16 protein-coding genes are annotated in these 16,384 nt (G+C 53.1%); 13 read left to right on the top strand and 3 right to left on the bottom strand.

Features of this window, described 5'->3' with window-relative positions; all coding sequences use genetic code 11:
• Positions 1-51: 51 nt before the first annotated feature.
• The 5 genes from CJZ86_RS06635 (at position 52) to CJZ86_RS16645 (ending at position 4,076) form a co-directional block, all read left to right on the top strand.
• Positions 52-354 carry a hypothetical protein gene (locus CJZ86_RS06635; RefSeq protein WP_094585159.1) on the top strand — a complete coding sequence of 101 codons (303 nt, stop codon included), beginning with the start codon at positions 52-54 and terminating at the stop codon, positions 352-354.
• A complete protein-coding gene (locus CJZ86_RS06630) occupies positions 351-653 on the top strand; it encodes a single stranded DNA-binding domain-containing protein (protein ID WP_094585158.1) in 303 nt (100 codons plus the stop codon). Before CJZ86_RS06635 ends, CJZ86_RS06630 begins: the two co-directional genes overlap by 4 nt.
• Before the next feature lie 113 nt (positions 654-766).
• Entirely contained in the window at positions 767-1,783 is a 1,017-nt protein-coding gene (locus tag CJZ86_RS06625; protein WP_094585157.1) for a DUF932 domain-containing protein, read from the top strand.
• A 413-nt stretch (positions 1,784-2,196) separates the two neighbouring features.
• A complete protein-coding gene (locus CJZ86_RS16650; RefSeq protein ID WP_143594082.1) occupies positions 2,197-2,400 on the top strand; it encodes a hypothetical protein in 204 nt (67 codons plus the stop codon).
• A gap of 485 nt (positions 2,401-2,885) precedes the next feature.
• The gene (locus CJZ86_RS16645) at positions 2,886-4,076 is read left to right on the top strand and encodes a diadenylate cyclase (protein WP_143594081.1); all 1,191 of its coding nucleotides are present in this window, start codon (positions 2,886-2,888) and stop codon (positions 4,074-4,076) included.
• Between the two features lie 481 nt (positions 4,077-4,557).
• Here CJZ86_RS16645 and CJZ86_RS06620 read toward each other — a convergent pair whose 3' ends face one another.
• Positions 4,558-4,812: a hypothetical protein gene (locus CJZ86_RS06620; protein WP_094585156.1), complete on the bottom strand. Its 255-nt coding sequence runs from the start codon at positions 4,810-4,812 to the stop codon at positions 4,558-4,560.
• A 598-nt stretch (positions 4,813-5,410) separates the two neighbouring features.
• Between CJZ86_RS06620 and CJZ86_RS06615 the strand changes: the two genes are divergently transcribed.
• Positions 5,411-5,605, top strand: a complete 195-nt coding sequence (locus CJZ86_RS06615; RefSeq protein ID WP_094585155.1) for a hypothetical protein — start codon at positions 5,411-5,413, stop codon at positions 5,603-5,605.
• Position 5,606: 1 nt separating this feature from the next.
• Here CJZ86_RS06615 and CJZ86_RS06610 read toward each other — a convergent pair whose 3' ends face one another.
• Positions 5,607-5,723 carry a DUF1651 domain-containing protein gene (locus tag CJZ86_RS06610; protein ID WP_094585210.1) on the bottom strand — a complete coding sequence of 39 codons (117 nt, stop codon included), beginning with the start codon at positions 5,721-5,723 and terminating at the stop codon, positions 5,607-5,609.
• Positions 5,724-6,312: 589 nt separating this feature from the next.
• Between CJZ86_RS06610 and CJZ86_RS06605 the strand changes: the two genes are divergently transcribed.
• The 5 genes from CJZ86_RS06605 to CJZ86_RS16625 all read left to right on the top strand — a co-directional run bounded on the left by CJZ86_RS06605 (position 6,313) and on the right by CJZ86_RS16625 (position 11,965).
• The gene (locus CJZ86_RS06605) at positions 6,313-7,005 is read left to right on the top strand and encodes a glutathione S-transferase family protein (protein ID WP_094585154.1); all 693 of its coding nucleotides are present in this window, start codon (positions 6,313-6,315) and stop codon (positions 7,003-7,005) included.
• A 1-nt stretch (position 7,006) separates the two neighbouring features.
• On the top strand, positions 7,007-7,264 hold the full coding sequence (locus CJZ86_RS16640; RefSeq protein ID WP_143594080.1) for a hypothetical protein: 258 nt from the start codon (positions 7,007-7,009) through the stop codon (positions 7,262-7,264).
• 27 nt (positions 7,265-7,291) lie between these two features.
• On the top strand, positions 7,292-8,407 hold the full coding sequence (locus tag CJZ86_RS16635) for a radical SAM/SPASM domain-containing protein (protein ID WP_143594079.1): 1,116 nt from the start codon (positions 7,292-7,294) through the stop codon (positions 8,405-8,407).
• Positions 8,408-8,813: 406 nt separating this feature from the next.
• A complete protein-coding gene (locus tag CJZ86_RS16630) occupies positions 8,814-9,878 on the top strand; it encodes a B12-binding domain-containing radical SAM protein (protein WP_233133885.1) in 1,065 nt (354 codons plus the stop codon).
• A gap of 20 nt (positions 9,879-9,898) precedes the next feature.
• Positions 9,899-11,965 (top strand): carbamoyltransferase C-terminal domain-containing protein, encoded by a 2,067-nt coding sequence (locus CJZ86_RS16625; protein WP_158219526.1) that lies wholly within the window; start codon positions 9,899-9,901, stop codon positions 11,963-11,965.
• Positions 11,966-14,491: 2,526 nt separating this feature from the next.
• Here CJZ86_RS16625 and msrA read toward each other — a convergent pair.
• The gene (gene msrA, locus CJZ86_RS06580) at positions 14,492-15,241 is read right to left on the bottom strand and encodes a peptide-methionine (S)-S-oxide reductase MsrA (protein ID WP_094585152.1); all 750 of its coding nucleotides are present in this window, start codon (positions 15,239-15,241) and stop codon (positions 14,492-14,494) included.
• Between the two features lie 203 nt (positions 15,242-15,444).
• Between msrA and CJZ86_RS06575 the strand changes: the two genes are divergently transcribed.
• Together CJZ86_RS06575 and CJZ86_RS16955 are read left to right on the top strand one after the other, a co-directional pair.
• Positions 15,445-16,125 carry a thermonuclease family protein gene (locus CJZ86_RS06575; protein WP_094585151.1) on the top strand — a complete coding sequence of 227 codons (681 nt, stop codon included), beginning with the start codon at positions 15,445-15,447 and terminating at the stop codon, positions 16,123-16,125.
• Between the two features lie 4 nt (positions 16,126-16,129).
• Positions 16,130-16,306, top strand: a complete 177-nt coding sequence (locus tag CJZ86_RS16955) for a hypothetical protein (RefSeq protein WP_158219525.1) — start codon at positions 16,130-16,132, stop codon at positions 16,304-16,306.
• The last annotated feature ends 78 nt before the right edge of the window (positions 16,307-16,384 follow it).

Genomic DNA, 16,384 nt, shown 5'->3' with positions numbered 1-16,384 from the left:
ACCACCTGCCTCCACCCCTCCTCTCCAACGCCTGCTCAGCAGGCTTTTTTTATGCACTTCCACTGCCAGATCACCATTCGCCGCCCTGATGGTTCCCACTTCCCCCCGATCGGACTGATCCACGACGACGACGACATCCTCTCCGGGATCCTCTTTCTCCAAAGCATGGGCCGCCAGATGGCTTGGCATCGCAATGGCGAGATCAGCGGCCTCCAACTGCAGGTCACCCCTCCCCCCGAGACCGTCGGCGGCGAAGCCGCCAGCGCGCCGGCGCCCAGCCCCGAGGACCTCAACGAGGTCTTCTCCTTCCTCGACTCCCCCGCCTGCTGCCCCAACGGAGCCCACAAGCCGTGAATGTCACCGTGCTTACAGGGACTGCCCCCCTGCCGGTTCAACTCACCTTCTTTGACTGCGGCGCCATCCGCGCCGAGGTTCTCCTCCTGGTCCCTGGCGTCACACCCCGCTGGGACGAAGAATCCGCCGGGGGCTTCTCGGTCCTGATCGAGGTCTGGGGGAAGCAGGCCCAAGAACTCAGCGACAACGCCACACCCGGCATGCGACTGGCGGCCTCAGGGCGCCTCTGCGGCAACCACTGTGGCGTTCGGCTGGTGGCGGACCGCATCCATCTACCCCCCAAGCAACTCGAAAGCTGATCCGTCCACACGGGAAGGCGGGTGTGAACCCCGCCCCAGCACTTGCCGGTCTCCCAGTGAGGCCGGCTTTTTTCTGTCCTCTCTGGCGGCGTCCGCGCCGCAGCTGTAATCCCATGTCCCATCAATTCAGCTCTGGCGTCTTCCTGAACAGCAAGCCCGCCTGGCATCGCCTCGGCTTGGTCCTCGACGGCACCCTGCCGGCCCGTGAGGCCTTCCGCCTCGGTGGCGCCGATTTTCATCTCGCCGGACGCCCCGTCTACGACGCCGACATGCAGCCCATCGAGGGGTATCAGGCGATCAGCCGCACCGATACCGGCACCACCCTTTCGGTGATGAACAGCACTTATGAAATCGTCCAGAACGAGCAGCTGATTCGAGTGGCGGAAGCCCTGCATAGCGACGCGGTGATGGATGCGGTCTGCGTCCTGGCCGGTGGCAGGAAGGTGACCTTCACAGCCCGAGTGCGCCAATCAGAAGGAGAGGTGCTCCCCGGCGATCCGGTGAATCAGTACCTGGTGGGTTGCACCAGCCATGACGGGACCATCGCCTTCTCGGTCTTCTTCTCTCCGATCCGGGTTGTGTGCCAAAACACTTTGTCTGCTGCCCTCGGGCTGGCATCCGCGAGAAGCCGCAGGCAGCAGGGCTGCCGAATCCGCCATACCAGGAACGCGAATGCCTTGATCAGCCACTTGCCAGAGCTCATCGATCTCAAGCGCCAGCAATTCACTGGAGGACTGGCCGAACTGAGAGCCATGGCCTCCGCCCCCTGCACGGCGATGCAGTTCCGCCGCTACGTCGAAACATTGTTTGCCGATCAGCTGCGGGGGGCCATCAATGATCGCCGCGGCGATGCCACGACAAGCCGGCCCCGGCGGCTGGAGGATCTCCCCGCCTGGGAGGGCCTCTCCGCCAAGTTCGAAGGCCAGGCCATCGGCAGTGATATCCCAGGGGTGCAGGGCTCGATGTGGGGCGCCTACCAGGCCGTGACGGAGCACCTGAGCCACGATGCAGGCCGGGCCAGGGATCCGATCGAGGCGGCCCGCCAGCGGCTGGAGGGGCTCTGGTTCGGCAAAGCCGCCGCCACCCTCACCCAAGCCCATGAACTGGCGCTGGCGGCCACCCGCAGCTGAGGCCGGCCTTCGGCCAAGAGGTGCCTACGGCAGGGGGTGGGGCGAAGCCGGAAGAGGAACGGGGCAGGGGCTCTGACTCCCTGCCCGGCTTTGTCCACACCAGCGGGCTGTGACGACCACCAGTGCGGCTTGATGCTGCCATGACTTCTGGGGATCGGATCTGCAGAGGGCTCCCGCCGGGGGGGATCTGGGAGTGGCGTAACTGCATTCCTGATGCTGGTTCCAGTGGCGTCCTGCCTCCCCCTGAGGACGCCAGCTCCACCCCCAAGGGTTGGTTAACCACCTGAGTCGTGCTGGCTTGCAAGCGAAGCCCCCCCTCCCCGAGCCCCAAAGCAGCGAAGCCGATCCGATAAGTCCATCCCCTTCCGACCATTGCCGAAACCTTCCGCACCTAAACGGTGCCCATCCCTCCTATGACCTCCTACGGACCCAACTTCTGGAACACCATCGCCACCTTCTGCCGTGAGCTGGCTCCTGTCAGCGGCGCATTGCTCGATTCGATTGGTCAGACCGCTGCAGCGGTCGATCGAGCAGGTTATAAGTCATGCTCGATCATTCCAAAGCCAGAACTCGAAGATAGGCTGATGCCTCATTCCAGCGAGGGTAACAAAGGCTGAAGAACGATCGGTCAGTACTTATATCCACGATTGTTCAGTCTCGTACGCATGCTTGCTTTGATGCGGCATGTGGCTGGTGAGTCTAATGAGCATCTTCTGTGTCAGCTAGAGTGCGAAAGCGTTTGCAGCTGAGATAAGTTGGCATATAGGATTGCTGATGCAAAGTCCTGCCGTATCATGCACAGCAGAGTGGGGTAAGATAGTGGCCATCAAGCCGTTGACGCATAGAGCTCTCAATGCAGTGTATGAACAGCGAGACTTAATCGCATATAGAAGCTATCTTCGAGTCGTCGAGAATCTCTCGAGCATCAGAATGCGAGAAACTAGTCGTGCATGAAGTATAACGTCAAGGCGCTGAGCCATTGATATTGGTGAATCCAGCTTTCATAAGCCCCCTCGCTTGCAGCCCGTTATCTGATCCCAGCGTGAATGACCTGTATCTGCCAATCATGATGTTAAGCTGCAGCGCCATGAAGCATTAGGCAATGAGCGTCGAACTGTCACTATTGGAGATGGTTCCACAGTGGTACGTCTCTAAGATTCCAAGCCTGAACCGCCGTGCAATTGGCAGTTCGCAAAACTGCATTTTCTTTCATTCAAAAAGAGCACCTACCCCTGCACTGTCAAGACATCTAGACTACGTAAACAATAACTTTCAAAAATTGGCATCGCGCGCTGGTAGCACAAAGTCAATACACGATATATCAACGATCCAGCAAATAGTTGCAATCAACTATCTAGATGACATTTATCCTGGGGTTGAATGGGCCTCCATCGTTGACTATCTATGCAATGCGGCACTTAGGACTTACGAAAACAGTCAAATTAATAAGAATCTATTGATAGACACGACCGCAATTGGAATCCATAGTTTGTTTAGCGATAGCTTCCAAAAGATCGTAGATCCGATTGGTTGTGCGATGAACACAGTTATTCGAGTCGATCGATGGGGAAATTTTGTTGATATTGAACAAGTAGGCTGGGATCAGATTAATGTAACAAGTGAATATAAGTTCTATCCAGAGTTTCTTTCTCCAGTGTATAGCAAGACTAGCCCGTCTGCAATATCAGCCGTATTAACTCGGCAGGGAGATATTATTATTGGGAGTGAATCGATTGCCGTAACTAGACGTCAATATAAGTGGAGGCTGTACGATGCACCGACGCTAAAGAATTGCATTTTCGATCTGTACCCATTTCCTGACTCCTATCGGATCGCATGTAATATATACGCTCACCTCTTTGAGTTGAGCTACAAACGTCATGGCGCGTTGTTGATCGCAGATCCAAATAGTAGAGTCATCAGAAAGGTAGTGAATAAGCATGCGATTATCGATTTTGATGTCCAGGCGCCAAGCAATGATCTGCGACGAGTAATCGGAGAGAAAATCTGGGATCTCGGCTTAGGCATTAGTAATTATAAGTCACGGAAGTCCTGGATTGTAAATGAAGTTGCCTCCATGGATGGAGCGTTGATCTTTAATGGGAAAAATATTACCGCATATGGAGCAATGATTGAGTTGCACCCTGATCTTGGAAATCAGTTCGGAGCGCGTACAAGTGCGGCGATATCCGCATTAAAATGGGGAGGATATCCAACTAAGATTAGTTCGGACGGGGAAGTGAGGATATATTTCTTGGAGAATGGCGAAGTGAATTTCTATTCGATTCTTTAATGAATTCTTGGAGTTAGTCCATCCCTGAATAAGAGCAGGGTTGAGCATCTTGACTCATGCCAGCCAGCTTGCTTGGCCTGGCTAAATTTTATGCCTTGAATGTGAATCTGAGGTGGTCTGGTTTTTCTGGACAGGGTCCAGCGTTAACCTCTGAGGCGGGGCACCGCCCCTGACCAGGGGCTCCTACCCATAAGCAAACGCCGCAACCATAGCCCCGATTTCAAGGCCAGGGTCGCCATTAGGGCTATCAGCGGCCGCAAGACACTGCAGGAGTTCGCCGCCTAAGGCGGGGAGCGCTTGATCAAGACGAGCCAGGGGACGAGGCAGGCCATGGAGGCAGCCGACAGCGATTTGTTCACCAGGGGCAAGAAGGCGCAGGACATTGAGGCAAGGGGTGGAACGTTCTCGGGGGGAACAGCACCGTCGGTTAACCACGGAGACCGGCCCGTTTATTCTCGGGCGGTCCTCTCAGCTGCCCCTCTCACGCATTCCCCCGAGCACTTCGCCGGATTCCCGAGGAGTGGCTGTCACCACCGAAGATCCACTCCACCCCTGCGACCTCGGGAATGAAGCAGGCGATTGAGCGCACACCCTGTTCGGGGTGGAGCAACTCCTCAGGCCCGCCTGTGAAGACGGGGATGTGCTCGCTGGTGAGGCTGTCGATGCGTTCGAGGGGCAAGCCTTCGGCGTTGAAGTGCCAGAGGATGCGGGGCATGGTGGAGGTGAGGCTGTTCAAAGGGTTCCCGGTGTCGGACTGGATCTTCAGAGCGCATCCCCGCCATCCCCCCCACCCCCCAAAGGGGGACACCCTTCCCTAGCCAGGTCGGGGGGGTATGACCTAACGGCCAGGGCTGTGGTGGTCGGACAGGCGCGGTGAGCGCGTGGACAGGGTCCGGACAGGGCAGGGCAGCTTCCCTCTCCCCAGTCCCCACCTCACGCCGGACGCGCTGGACAGGGCGGACACCCTCAATAAAAACCATTGATCAGATCCCCCCCTCCCTTGCAAAGCAGACATCCAAGAAAGGAGGCAGCCCCCCGTTGTCCGGCCTGTCCGGTTGTGCGGCTTTGAAGGGGGGGTAGTGCCTGTCGCTGGTACCGGTGGATGGAACGAGCCATCGCCCGAGGGCACCTGAATGGGGTTCCGACACAAGAGCAATCGCAGCACCCACAGCCCCGATCACTTCAGCAGCGCCGTCACCGAGCCGATCCGCTTTCCACAAGAGCTCTAAGCGCTTCGTCCTCGGGGGTAAGTGGTCGAGCCACTGAAAGGACATCTTGTCCCTGTCGATAGCTGACCGTACCCGGGAACGCTGTACTTAGCCCCTTTAAGACCCATGCCCTTCACCACAGCCGACATCTCCATCCAGCTGCTGATGGACACGACCAACACCCTCCAGGAGATCGAGGGCCGCAAGACGGCCCGTGCCTTCGGCGCGGTGCACACACCTGAGAAGAGACCGGAGGTCGGGCGGGTGCTCGAAGAGCTGCTGGCGGTTCTGGACCGTACCAGCCCTGATGGGGTCATCTGAACTACCACTGCGGCTCCACACGCCTCCACCCCTCCTTCTGAAGCTTCTGCCACCGCTCAACCGCATGCTTACGAGGAAACCGCTCCCGCCTCTTCAGCAGCGCAGGCTCCCCGGGGATCGGCTCCCCGAGGCAATGATCTTCATTGACCTCGGGGGATCACTCAGTTGGTCAACCACGGAGATCTGTACAGCCTGCCCCTTCCTCATCCCCAGTCAGCCCCGCCAGCCCCACTCCCCCGAGCGCGCGATCCCATTGGCCCTGCCAGCCAGAGCATCAATCGCCGGCAGGCTCGGACAAGGGTCGGACAGGGCAGCGCCTCCACCCTCTCCTCAGTCTCAACCTCACCCCGGGCTGCCCGGACAGGGCGGGCACACCATCATCAGACAAAAGATGGGTGTCAAAGAGCTGATCGCCTAAATCGAGCAGTTGTTGGCAGGTTACAACAAGACCAAGCCCCGTTTAACTGGAAGCCGACGGTGGATTCAATCCTGGAGATTAACGCAGGAAGACAAGAAATGAAAGACCACCATCAAGACTCATCAGGCAAGATGGCGTTAAAAGATGTGAAGGCCACTACACTGTTCAACCGGCAAGTGCGAGATTGTCCCTTAAGCTTTGTTGGATGCATGCTTTCCACGAAGAGCTCAACAAACCAAGGAAATATTGTAAATCTAATCAATCTTGAACTTACAGCTCATACACAGAAATGAAGCTTTATTCTTTCCAGCAATCGCCAAAGTCTCGATCCGTGCAGGCAGCAGCGAAGCATCTGGGCCTATCATTGGATTTGGCCGAAGTGAATCTAGTAGCCCTTGAGCAAAAGAGCGCCGATTTTTTGCAGATTAATCCTAACGGGATAGTTCCAGTATTGGTGGATGGCGAAAAAGTGGTATGGGAAACAATTGCAATATTAGTTTATTTGGCGCAAAAAGCTTCTAATACGAGTGCTAACGGCGAACTCACCAATGATCGCCTAGTAAAAAATATACAGTGGCTGAGCTGGCAAATCGCAGAGCTCTCCCCCCCAATCGATAAGATAATAGAAACTATGCTTGTTAAAGTTATGCACGGAAATCCAGGCATTAGCGGAAGCGAAGAAAATTCATTCGAAGATGAACGCATTAGAGAGGCCAGGACTAGCTCTGAGAGAGTGCTTGGTATACTAAATACTCATTTAGAGAAGAATGACTATGTAACAGGTAGTGCAATAGACATTGCAGATTTCGCCATCATGTCTAGTCTTTCTAATTGTGACCATGCGGGCATTGATCTACTTTCCTTTTCTAGTATCAGAGCTTATAGAAGTCGTATCCGAAGCCTAGACGCGTGGGCAAGCACCTGCCCTCCAGTAGAAGTCGGTGTTATGATCGTAGAATCTGACAACCTTGAGGGCAAGTAAAATGGACGAGTTCTTTATTTCTAAACAATGGAATCGCACTATTATTGATGTTGATTTGCACCGCTCTCAGCAAAATGACTTTCATCAGCGAAACTTAAAAAGTGATTTAATTCGCCGCATTGAAGAATTTGTAGCTTCTGAACTCGAAAAAATGCAACAAGACATCAGCGAAGCAAGGGGTCAAAAGGCATTTCCAGATGGGATAAAGGCAAGGATTCGCATCGAGCTTACCGGATTAGAGGAATTAGATAACCCATAAAGCATCGTCAATTATAGTCTTGAATTCATGATTTATCATGCCGACCTGAACTTGACCAACAGATGTGAGCTTAGATGCAAATATTGCCATTCATCATCAGGTCAGCCAAAGAAGGATGAGCTGAGTCAATCAGAGTGGATCAGAGCAATAAAGAAATTGCATGAGTCTGGAATTCAGAGCATAAGCTTTGCCGGTGGTGAGCCAATGCTGCACCCAGAGGTTATTCCATTAGTGAATTATGCATGTAGCTTGCCTTCGTTCCGCGTTGCGCTAATTACAGGTGGAGCTTTTAATCATGACCTGTTGAAAAGGTTGCCAACTTCAGAGCATCAGTTTTCGATAAGTTTAAGTATTGACCACTATGAGCAGGCAAAGTTTAATCTGACACGGCCACCACGCCAAGGATATCGCTCAAGCTATTCGTTTGAATCTGCAATAGCCACTGCAGAAGCGTTAGGAATGTTGGGCATTTCATGGAGTGTTAACACAGTTCTGACATCTACTAACGCGCCTGAAATAGAGGAGCTATACACTTTTGTGGTTAAAAGGCTTGGCGCTGCTGGCTTGTTATTGATTGTCTGTGCAAATATAGGCAGAGGAAGCAAATCTGATGGCCAAGGACTGCCCTATAGCCAGTTCAAAGAACGCTTGCTTTATTGGACTGAGCAGAAGTCAAAAGGCCTTCTCTCTGCTATGCGGATTTCCACTATTTCGCCATGGGAGTTTTACCTGCCACTAGCTGAGATGGGGATTGAACTGGCGGAATGCGAAAATCTATGGCATTATTCTACACCTTCTAGATTTGACGCCTTAGAGGCATGTGATACCTCAGATACTACTGGAATAACCGAGATCGCAATAGACTCTAATGGAGATATATATCCTAGCGTACTGCTTTCAGGACTACAGTCCGCTAGATTGGGTAACATCCTTAACTCAGATCTTAATTTTATTCAGAACTCTAGTATATTTCAACAATTCCAAAAGCCTAAGCCATATCTCACGTACCCTGCTTGTTCAACATGTTTAATAGTCAGACAATGCCGCGGCGGTTCTAAGGCGAGATCCTTTTGGCTGATGGGGTCTACCTTATCAATGGATCCATTCTGTCCTAGGGCAAGCGATTTAGTATCTCCAAGCTAGCATATTAAAAGTGGCCAACATGTTTGACATAACCATAGTCATGCCATTCAGAAGGCCAACTTTCCGTGGTTTACTGAGTTCACAAGTGACTAGCCTCGAGCCATGGGATTCTCCCGGACTAACCTTGGCATCTTGCTTTCAGCAGTACGGATTTTCTGTAAACTATCTTCCACTTCAGAGTATGTTTCCTGGATATATAGAGGAAAGAGATCGTAGCCTCTTGATTCATATAGTGTCGCAGTTCAGATCCAGGGTCTATATATTCTGTGGAGATCACTTTATCGCAAGTAGGTCATCAGCTACGATTTTCGGAGTTCGAATTGTTTCCTCTATCATTCGTGAGCTTTTTAGTGATGCTTGGATTGGTGTAACAGGTCGTCTAGCGACAGTAATGAATACTCATCTTTTGGAAGATATTCCTCAAGTTGATTTTGTAGGTAATGGAGAGGTCGATCTTCTGTTGCCATGCTATGTCAAGGGTCTGCTTGACGGAGATGAAGTTTACCACCCATCTGTGAACAGCCGAACTAATCCGGCAATGGCTAACAATCCAGCTATTATCAGCGATCTATCAGAACTACCGGTCCCCGCCTTTGATCTCGTTCAACCAGCATTAGAATTGTACTCAAGAATCTCAGGATATCTTGGTCAGATACCTTTTAGCCTGAGGACGTCTGCTGGGTGTATATTCGCATGTAGATATTGTGCTGGTGTGCCAAGCTGGCACAACCTAAGGTTCCGCTCTGCTCAAAGACTATCTGCTGATCTAGAGTCTTTTAGACGGCATATTGGCGGACAGGGAAGGATTGTCTTTCTTGAAGATGAGCTATTTACTGTAAATAAAGTCCATGTAAGTCAGGTGGCAGAAGTGATTAGTTCCTCTGGAGACAAACTTCTTGGGTTCTATACTGAGGCAAGCCAATTGAGTGATATGCAGATAGCGGAGCTTTCTACCTTATCTGAAAGTGTTGTATTTGGGATTGAGGGCGTATTTGAAGCTGACACAGGTAAGCGAGAAAAAGGACAGTCACTTGCGATGATCGATGATATGATTGCTAAATGTATGCGGGGTGGGCTCAATGTTCAGCTTGAGTACGCTATTGGGCTCCCTAACTCATCGCTTAGAGACACCATAAAAGCCATAGCCTACCTTTATCAGAAGTTGCTTTGCAGACAGATATGGAGAGCAAACACTTATGTCTTCTGTCCTCATCCTGGCACAGCCTATGGTGAGAACCCACATGAGTATGGGCTTGTTATCAATTGCGGACCTGAGTGGATGCTTGAATCAGGAGGTTATCCTACGAGTACAACCAAGTATTACAGCGCAAATACTGCATATATTCTCTATTTGCTTTCTCAATCGTTAATTCAGGAGGCATACCACAGTGTATCAATGCGTTGCGGGAGAGGCCCTGATCTCGAAAGCATTGAGCTATTGATTCTCGGAAGACTTGGAGAAATATCGTAATGATTGTAGTCGGTGTCTCCATGTCTATCCACGATAGATCGGCCTGTTTAGTCAAGGACAACTGTATTCTCTCTGCTATCAGTGAGGAACGTCTTGATCGAAGAAAACATTCATGGAGTGGTGGTTGTGGAAGAGGTAATGATGGAACACTACCTCCATTCGCGGCAATAAACTATGTTCTAAAGGCGAGCAACCTAAAGTTAAGTGATGTTGATATGTTTGTCGTTGGAAGATCAACAGGAACTTGCCGCGACGATTTCCTCAGGGCCTATTCTGTTGATGAATCATTAGTATATGAGCCATCCGTTCCCTACCATCACCTTTCCCATGCATTAAGCCTTGTAGCAACTTCGCCTTTTGAAAGCGCTGCTGGGCTAGTGCTTGATGAACAAGGATCAAAATTGGATCATGGTGTTGAGGGATGCTCATTTTATGAAATGAGTAAAGGACAGTGCAACCCTATATTTTCCGGGATCACAACTACAGAGAGACTTACAGGTGGTCAGTTCTTTGATTTATGCGCAACTCTGCTTTGCTTATCTGAAGGTGGTCTTCCCTCAGGGGGAAAGCTTATGGCTTTGGCTGGTAGTCTGACACCATATGCCAGCATAGATTCATGTAGATACTTGGAGTTAGATGAATCAGAAACATCCTTCGGCTTTACAGTTGATTCAGTTTCAGCTTGGTTGCAAGAGATAGGAGTATCACCCATAATCCCAAGTCTAGTGCGCCCAAATACATGTATGGGGCTCTTAAGCTCATTTAATAAATGTGTTCTTAACTCCCAGGTTTCAGCCAGCCTGGCTTGTGGGGCCCAAAGGGCATTAGAACACTTTGTCATGCGGTGTGCTGAGATTCTTCGCTCAATGACATCATCAGATAACTTATGCTATTCCGGCGGTCTAGCGCTTAACTGTGTTGCGAACTCTCGTCTTTCGGAACTTGGATTCAAGGATGTGTTTATTCATCCTGCCGCTGGAGATGACGGCTGTGCCGTAGGCTTAGCATTTATGGGTTGTAGAGTACTTGAAAATGGAACGGTAAATAAGTTAACGAATCGGGATGGACAGCGCGAGTTTAACGTATTTCTTGGATCTAACTATGATAGTTCGTGCATTCATCAAGTGATTGAAGACTATGGGCTGAGTGAATTTAGGTCAACTGTCTGTTATGAATACGTAGGATCTCGTCTTTGTACAGGAGATGTAATTGGATGGTTTGAGGGCGGCTCCGAATGGGGACCACGTGCTTTAGGAGCAAGAAGCATCTTTGCTAACCCACTAATTGATGGAGTTAGAGATGATCTCAACTGGAGAGTTAAGCATCGAGAGCCTTATCGACCCTATGGAGTCCTTGGTTTTCTTAAGGATCTCAAGGACTATATAGATGTGAGTAGCTGTCCTAAATCCCTTTTACCTTATATGCTATCTGTTGGATATGCCAAAGATGATCGACTGAGTAAGATCGCACATGTCGATGGGAGTATTCGTCTCCAGTCAGTCGAGAAACACTCGATGCGTGGAATTAGTCAACTCCTGGCAGCTCTTAGTAAACTAGACCTCCCCGCAATTCTAATTAATACATCTTACAACTTCTTTGGTGAGCCTATTGTCGAGACTCCATGCGATGCAATCCGTCTCTTTATCGTTTCTAAGCTTGATGCTCTTGTGATAAACGACTCTTATATTGAGAAGAGAAACATTGACCCTCAACTCTTTGACAGAATATCAACGGTAGCTTGGAGACGTTCGCCTAAAGATCCGCGTATTGTTGCGTTGAATCTCGCTGAGACAGGAAGAACAGAGGCAGCCTTGGATATCTTAAGACTATCAGAACAGTTTGAATGGTATAGTCAACCATTGAGTATAGACCCAAGTTTAGATAGGATACTATTGAGAGTTTATCTATCATCCTCCGATGAGGAGCAATCTGAGGCGATTGAGTATCTTCTAAGACATGCGGACTTCCCCGCACGGCTGCAATCTGCGTTATCACATTGGATAAAACAGAATGCATATCATGATTTGTGCGATCCCTGCACTGTTGTTCTTAATGCCAAGCGACTTTTGCTCTCACTAATCAAATGATTGATCTGTAGGCTAATTGAAAAGAAGTGACAAACTATCGCCGGGAATGTTTTACAGATGAGATTGAGGATGTCAGCGTTCTTGAGTCATACCTTCTGTTGCCGAATACATCTACGCTCTCTCGATCAGCAAGGCGTACGATAAGAATTCAGGAGTCTGATTGGTCCTCAGACCTTGACAGGATTAGTATAAGTGACAAATCTCCCATCGCCACGGAGTTAATTCATGAATTCTGGGGAGACACCTCACAGTCATGGATTGACGAACTTCGCGCGACTCTCTATTCTGCTATAGGGAATGGTGAGGATCAACTGCGCATAAGGCTACGAGTTGTCAAGGCGCTTAGGCGATATAAGAATAGTCTAGCTGATACCCAGGATAGCTTCTTTGTTGAATGGAGAGCAGAAGTATCATTTAGTGACATTATCCTAAGAGATGGGGGTAGACTTTTGTCACCTATGATGGAAATGATATCGCGATCATTATATCATTCTTGTATGCTCTTAAGATTTGGGATCGATCAGCTCGCTGCCAATGAAGTAAGTTGCTCGAGGATTATTCCCCAAACGGCTTCGCTATTAATCTCGCCAAATGTAGCTGCCGTTCTTCTTCACGAAGTAATAGGACACGCTGTAGAGTCATTTATACCTGCTCTTAATTGGCGAGTTGGTGGAGAGTGGCTCCAAGTATTCGCCATCCATCCACGCAGATATGGGCTTGATGACGATGGGGTGCCAATTGGCAGAATTCCAGTCGTGAAGAATGGTACGTTTGTGGCTTCTAAGTATGTCGGCGAGAGGGCTCATACACACAGGAATACGATTCTTGAGAGATGTGGAGGTCTTTCGCAAGTCTCATTACATGGGGAGAATCGTAGGTTGCGTTGCACCCATCTCGAAGTTGTTGGTGGAGATGGCGATGCAAGGAGTCTTGTCAAGACATTTGAGCCCAATTACTATTGTCAAAACGTAGTTTCTGGTTGTCACTTCTTAGGCGAAGCGAAGATCTCTGTTTCTGGGCTTGTCGACTGCTCCACAGGACTTCAGGTTGCTGGGCCTGTTGAGGTAACCTGGGTTTATGGACGTACGTCAATTGTAGGGGCATCATCCTATGGACATAGAACTCGCGGCGGAGTTTGTCTAATCAATGGAACAGACCCACTCCCTACAGAGGGAAGCTTCCCCTGGCTCATGATACAAGACGCTGAAATTAATGGTACCATAACAAATCAGCGAGCCTGTTGATTGCACGGGAACGGCGATAAATCTAGTCAAACAGGCTGCATAACAGCGGTGAGCCAGAGAGACCTCTGGGACAAACTAGCAAAAGATCGCAAAGCTCTCGGAGAACATGCCGGTTCTAAGAGGCCGCTGAAATAGTGGCCCAACCGAGTGCAGTCGCGCTGGTCCCGTGAGCGTGCGCGATGGCCGGCACCATCTGGGACGTTCGCTCGGCCGATCGGACGTTTCCGGCTGGCCTCCGCTCGTCTCGCGGAGCACTGCATCGAACCCTTGCGCCCCTCACTGCTCGGTTCAGGACAGCGCCTCCCTCGGGCTGAGCAGGTTCGCCAGGCGGATCTGAGTGGGACTGGTTTTTCTGGACAGGCTCCATCGTGAACCTCAGAGGCGGGGCACCCGCCCTGCACGGGGCTCCCACCCATGAGCAAACGCCGCATCCTCGGTCCCGAGTTCAAGGCCAAGGTCGCCATGGAGGCGATCCGTGGGCACAAGACGCTCAAGATCATCGCCGCTGGGCAAGCGCGCACTCGATCCATGTGAGGAAGTCGGAGAAGCAGGCTATCGACGCAACGCCGTGGCGGCCTCGGGGGTGACCCGCACAGTTGGTTAACCCCGAAGATCGTCCCAGCCCGCCCATTCCTCATCCCCATTTAGACCCGCCAGCCCCACTCACCCGAGACCTTAAGCATGGAGCAGGCGATGGAACTGCCACCGTCCTGGGATAGAGCGACTTCTGTGGCCCGCCAGTGAAGATGGGGACGTGCTGGCCGGTCTCGGTGTCGATGCGTTCCAAGGGTCATCCGTCAGGATCAAGGTGCCAGAGCTAACGGGGCATGGCGATGGAGCGACTGCTTACAGGGTTCCCATGGGCGGACAGGGTCAGTAGTCGGACTTCACGCCATGCCCCCCCCAAAGGGGGACACCCTTCCCTAGCCAGGTCGGGGGGGTATGACCTAACGGCCAGGGCTGTGGTGGTCGGACAGGCGCGGTGAGCGCGTGGACAGGGTCCGGACAGGGCAGGGCAGCTTCCCTCTCCCCAGTCCCCACCTCACGCCGGACGCGCTGGACAGGGCGGACACCCTCAATAAAAACCATTGATCAGATCCCCCCCTCCCTTGCAAAGCAGACATCCAAGAAAGGAGGCAGCCCCCCGTTGTCCGGCCTGTCCGGTTGTGCGGCTTTGAAGGGGGGCGGTTAGTGCGTATCACTGGTACCGGTGGATGGAACGAGCCTTCCCCCGAGGGCGAGCCACCTCCACCAACATCTTCTCCAGCCCTGGGCATAGCCCCTATCGGTACAACCCAGGGAATTCCGCTTCAAGTCGGGCCACCTTGGGCTTGTCGTGGAACACCACGTAGGGATGGTTGGGATTCCGGGCAACGAAGTCCTGGTGATATGCCTCGGCTGGGGTAAAGCCCCGCCCGCTCTCCACCGTGGTGGCGATTGGCTTCGGGAAGACCCCTGAACGGTTCAACTGGGCGATGTAGGCCGTAGCCACCCGCCGTTGCTCAGGATCGATGGGGAAAATCGCCGAGCGGTACTGAGTACCCACCTCGGGCCCCTGGCGATTCAGCTCCGTTGGGTCGTGGGCCACCGCGAAGAACACTTTCAGCAGCTGGCCATAGCTCACCTGGGAGGGGTCGTAGGTGATGCGGATGCCTTCGGCGTGGCCGGTGTCGCCGTTGCTGACTCGTTCGTAGTCGGCGGTGTCCGCCGTGCCGCCCGCGTAGCCGGTCACCACCTCCTTGACGCCTTTGACGTGCTCGAACACAGCCTCCATGCCCCAGAAACACCCCCCAGTCAGCACCGCCGTGGCGGTTGCATTCGGACGACTGGCAGGGGGCTTGGCTACGGTTGGGTCGGGGAGGTCCTTCGCGGAGGCGGCCTGCAGCCGGGGGACGCCAGAGGCGGCCAGCAGTCCAGCAGCCAGCAGACCGACGGCTATCAGTCCGCCGGTGGCGGCCCTGCGAAACAGGGGTTGGAGGGGGGAGGGCATTGAACCAAGGGCACACACCTCAATACCGGTGGAGGCGGCCATTGGATGGGCTGAAACGCCATGGGCACTATTTAGTCCCTCTTGTGGGCCAGCGAGCGGTCTACGGGCGATGGCTCCCCCTGGCAAGCCTGGGTTCTTGCCAACTTGCAAGCTCACGCCCCCCCCCAGCACATCGCCCTGCGCCGGCAGCATTCCCACTAATCAGTATCTGAGCTGCCAAGATCCCGACACTGCCCCGAGCACTGATGCGGCTCACCCCACTGCTGGGCTTCCTGTTCCTCCCTCTGCTCACACCCCTGGCCGCCCTTGCCGCCACGGTGATCTCCGTCGGCGACGGCGACACCCTGCGGGTCGAGGAAGCGGGCCGGAAGCTCACGATCCGAGTGGCCTGCATAGACGCCCCAGAGATGGCGCAGGCGCCTTACGGACAGCAGGCGAGGGCTGCCCTCCAGCAGATGCTGCCGGTCGGGTCCTCGGTCACACTGAAGACCCAGACCAAGGACCGTTACGGCCGGACTGTCTCCGAGGTCTTCACCGCCGACGGGCGGAACGCCGGCCTCACCCTGGTCCAGCAGGGCCATACCTTCGCCTACCGCCAGTACCTAAAGCAGTGCGAGCAGTGGGCCTACCTCGATCGGGAGAAGCTGGCAGAGCGCTACCACGTAGGGGTCTGGAGGGTTGAGGGCGGGATCGAGCGCCCTTGGGATTTCAGGGCTGCAAGGCGGGGTCGACAGAGCCAGCCAGCGCCAAGACCTCAGCGCCCGGTTAACCTGACGATCATCAACGGTGAAGCCAGACCGAGCTCAGGCAGGCGGTGGTACTGCAGGAACGTGGGGTCATGGGAGCGGGCCCAGCAGCTGCTACGGGAGGGGCACACCTACCTCGATGGCGATGGGGACGGTGAAGCCTGCGAGGCGTTGCGCTGAAACGATGCCAGAACCGGATCCACGCCGCATTCGTCTTGCCGAGCTTCGGCAACAACTGGCCGAACTGGCACGGAGGGGCAAGGCGGCGCCTGTTGGCTCGCAGGAGCGTGATTCCCTCGCGGAGAATTACGGGGAGGTGCTGGCGGGGGTGCTCGCCTTGGCTGAGGAGCTGGAGGGCTGAAAGGATATCTGTCACTGCTTCTCTTTTTCAGGGCCTTGACCTGGCGGTTTCAGCGGCTTAACAGCCGGCGGTCATCAG

The organism is Synechococcus sp. BO 8801 (genome assembly GCF_002252675.1).
In the GTDB taxonomy this organism is placed as follows: domain Bacteria; phylum Cyanobacteriota; class Cyanobacteriia; order PCC-6307; family Cyanobiaceae; genus Cyanobium.
The sequence above is the reverse complement of the archived record's forward strand: the minus strand, read 5'-3'. Positions and strand labels throughout refer to the sequence as shown.

Bases quoted from the DNA above. Each gene is read 5' to 3' on its own strand.
- CJZ86_RS06635 (WP_094585159.1), top strand. From the start codon at position 52: ATGCACTTCCACTGCCAGATCACCATTCGCCGCCCTGATGGTTCCCAC.
- CJZ86_RS06625 (WP_094585157.1), top strand. From the start codon at position 767: ATGTCCCATCAATTCAGCTCTGGCGTCTTCCTGAACAGCAAGCCCGCC.
- CJZ86_RS16650 (WP_143594082.1), top strand. From the start codon at position 2,197: ATGACCTCCTACGGACCCAACTTCTGGAACACCATCGCCACCTTCTGC.
- CJZ86_RS16645 (WP_143594081.1), top strand. From the start codon at position 2,886: ATGAGCGTCGAACTGTCACTATTGGAGATGGTTCCACAGTGGTACGTC.
- CJZ86_RS06615 (WP_094585155.1), top strand. From the start codon at position 5,411: ATGCCCTTCACCACAGCCGACATCTCCATCCAGCTGCTGATGGACACG.
- CJZ86_RS06605 (WP_094585154.1), top strand. From the start codon at position 6,313: ATGAAGCTTTATTCTTTCCAGCAATCGCCAAAGTCTCGATCCGTGCAG.
- CJZ86_RS16640 (WP_143594080.1), top strand. From the start codon at position 7,007: ATGGACGAGTTCTTTATTTCTAAACAATGGAATCGCACTATTATTGAT.
- CJZ86_RS16635 (WP_143594079.1), top strand. From the start codon at position 7,292: ATGATTTATCATGCCGACCTGAACTTGACCAACAGATGTGAGCTTAGA.
- CJZ86_RS16625 (WP_158219526.1), top strand. From the start codon at position 9,899: ATGTCTATCCACGATAGATCGGCCTGTTTAGTCAAGGACAACTGTATT.
- msrA (WP_094585152.1), bottom strand. From the start codon at position 15,241: ATGGCCGCCTCCACCGGTATTGAGGTGTGTGCCCTTGGTTCAATGCCC.
- CJZ86_RS06575 (WP_094585151.1), top strand. From the start codon at position 15,445: ATGCGGCTCACCCCACTGCTGGGCTTCCTGTTCCTCCCTCTGCTCACA.
- CJZ86_RS16955 (WP_158219525.1), top strand. From the start codon at position 16,130: ATGCCAGAACCGGATCCACGCCGCATTCGTCTTGCCGAGCTTCGGCAA.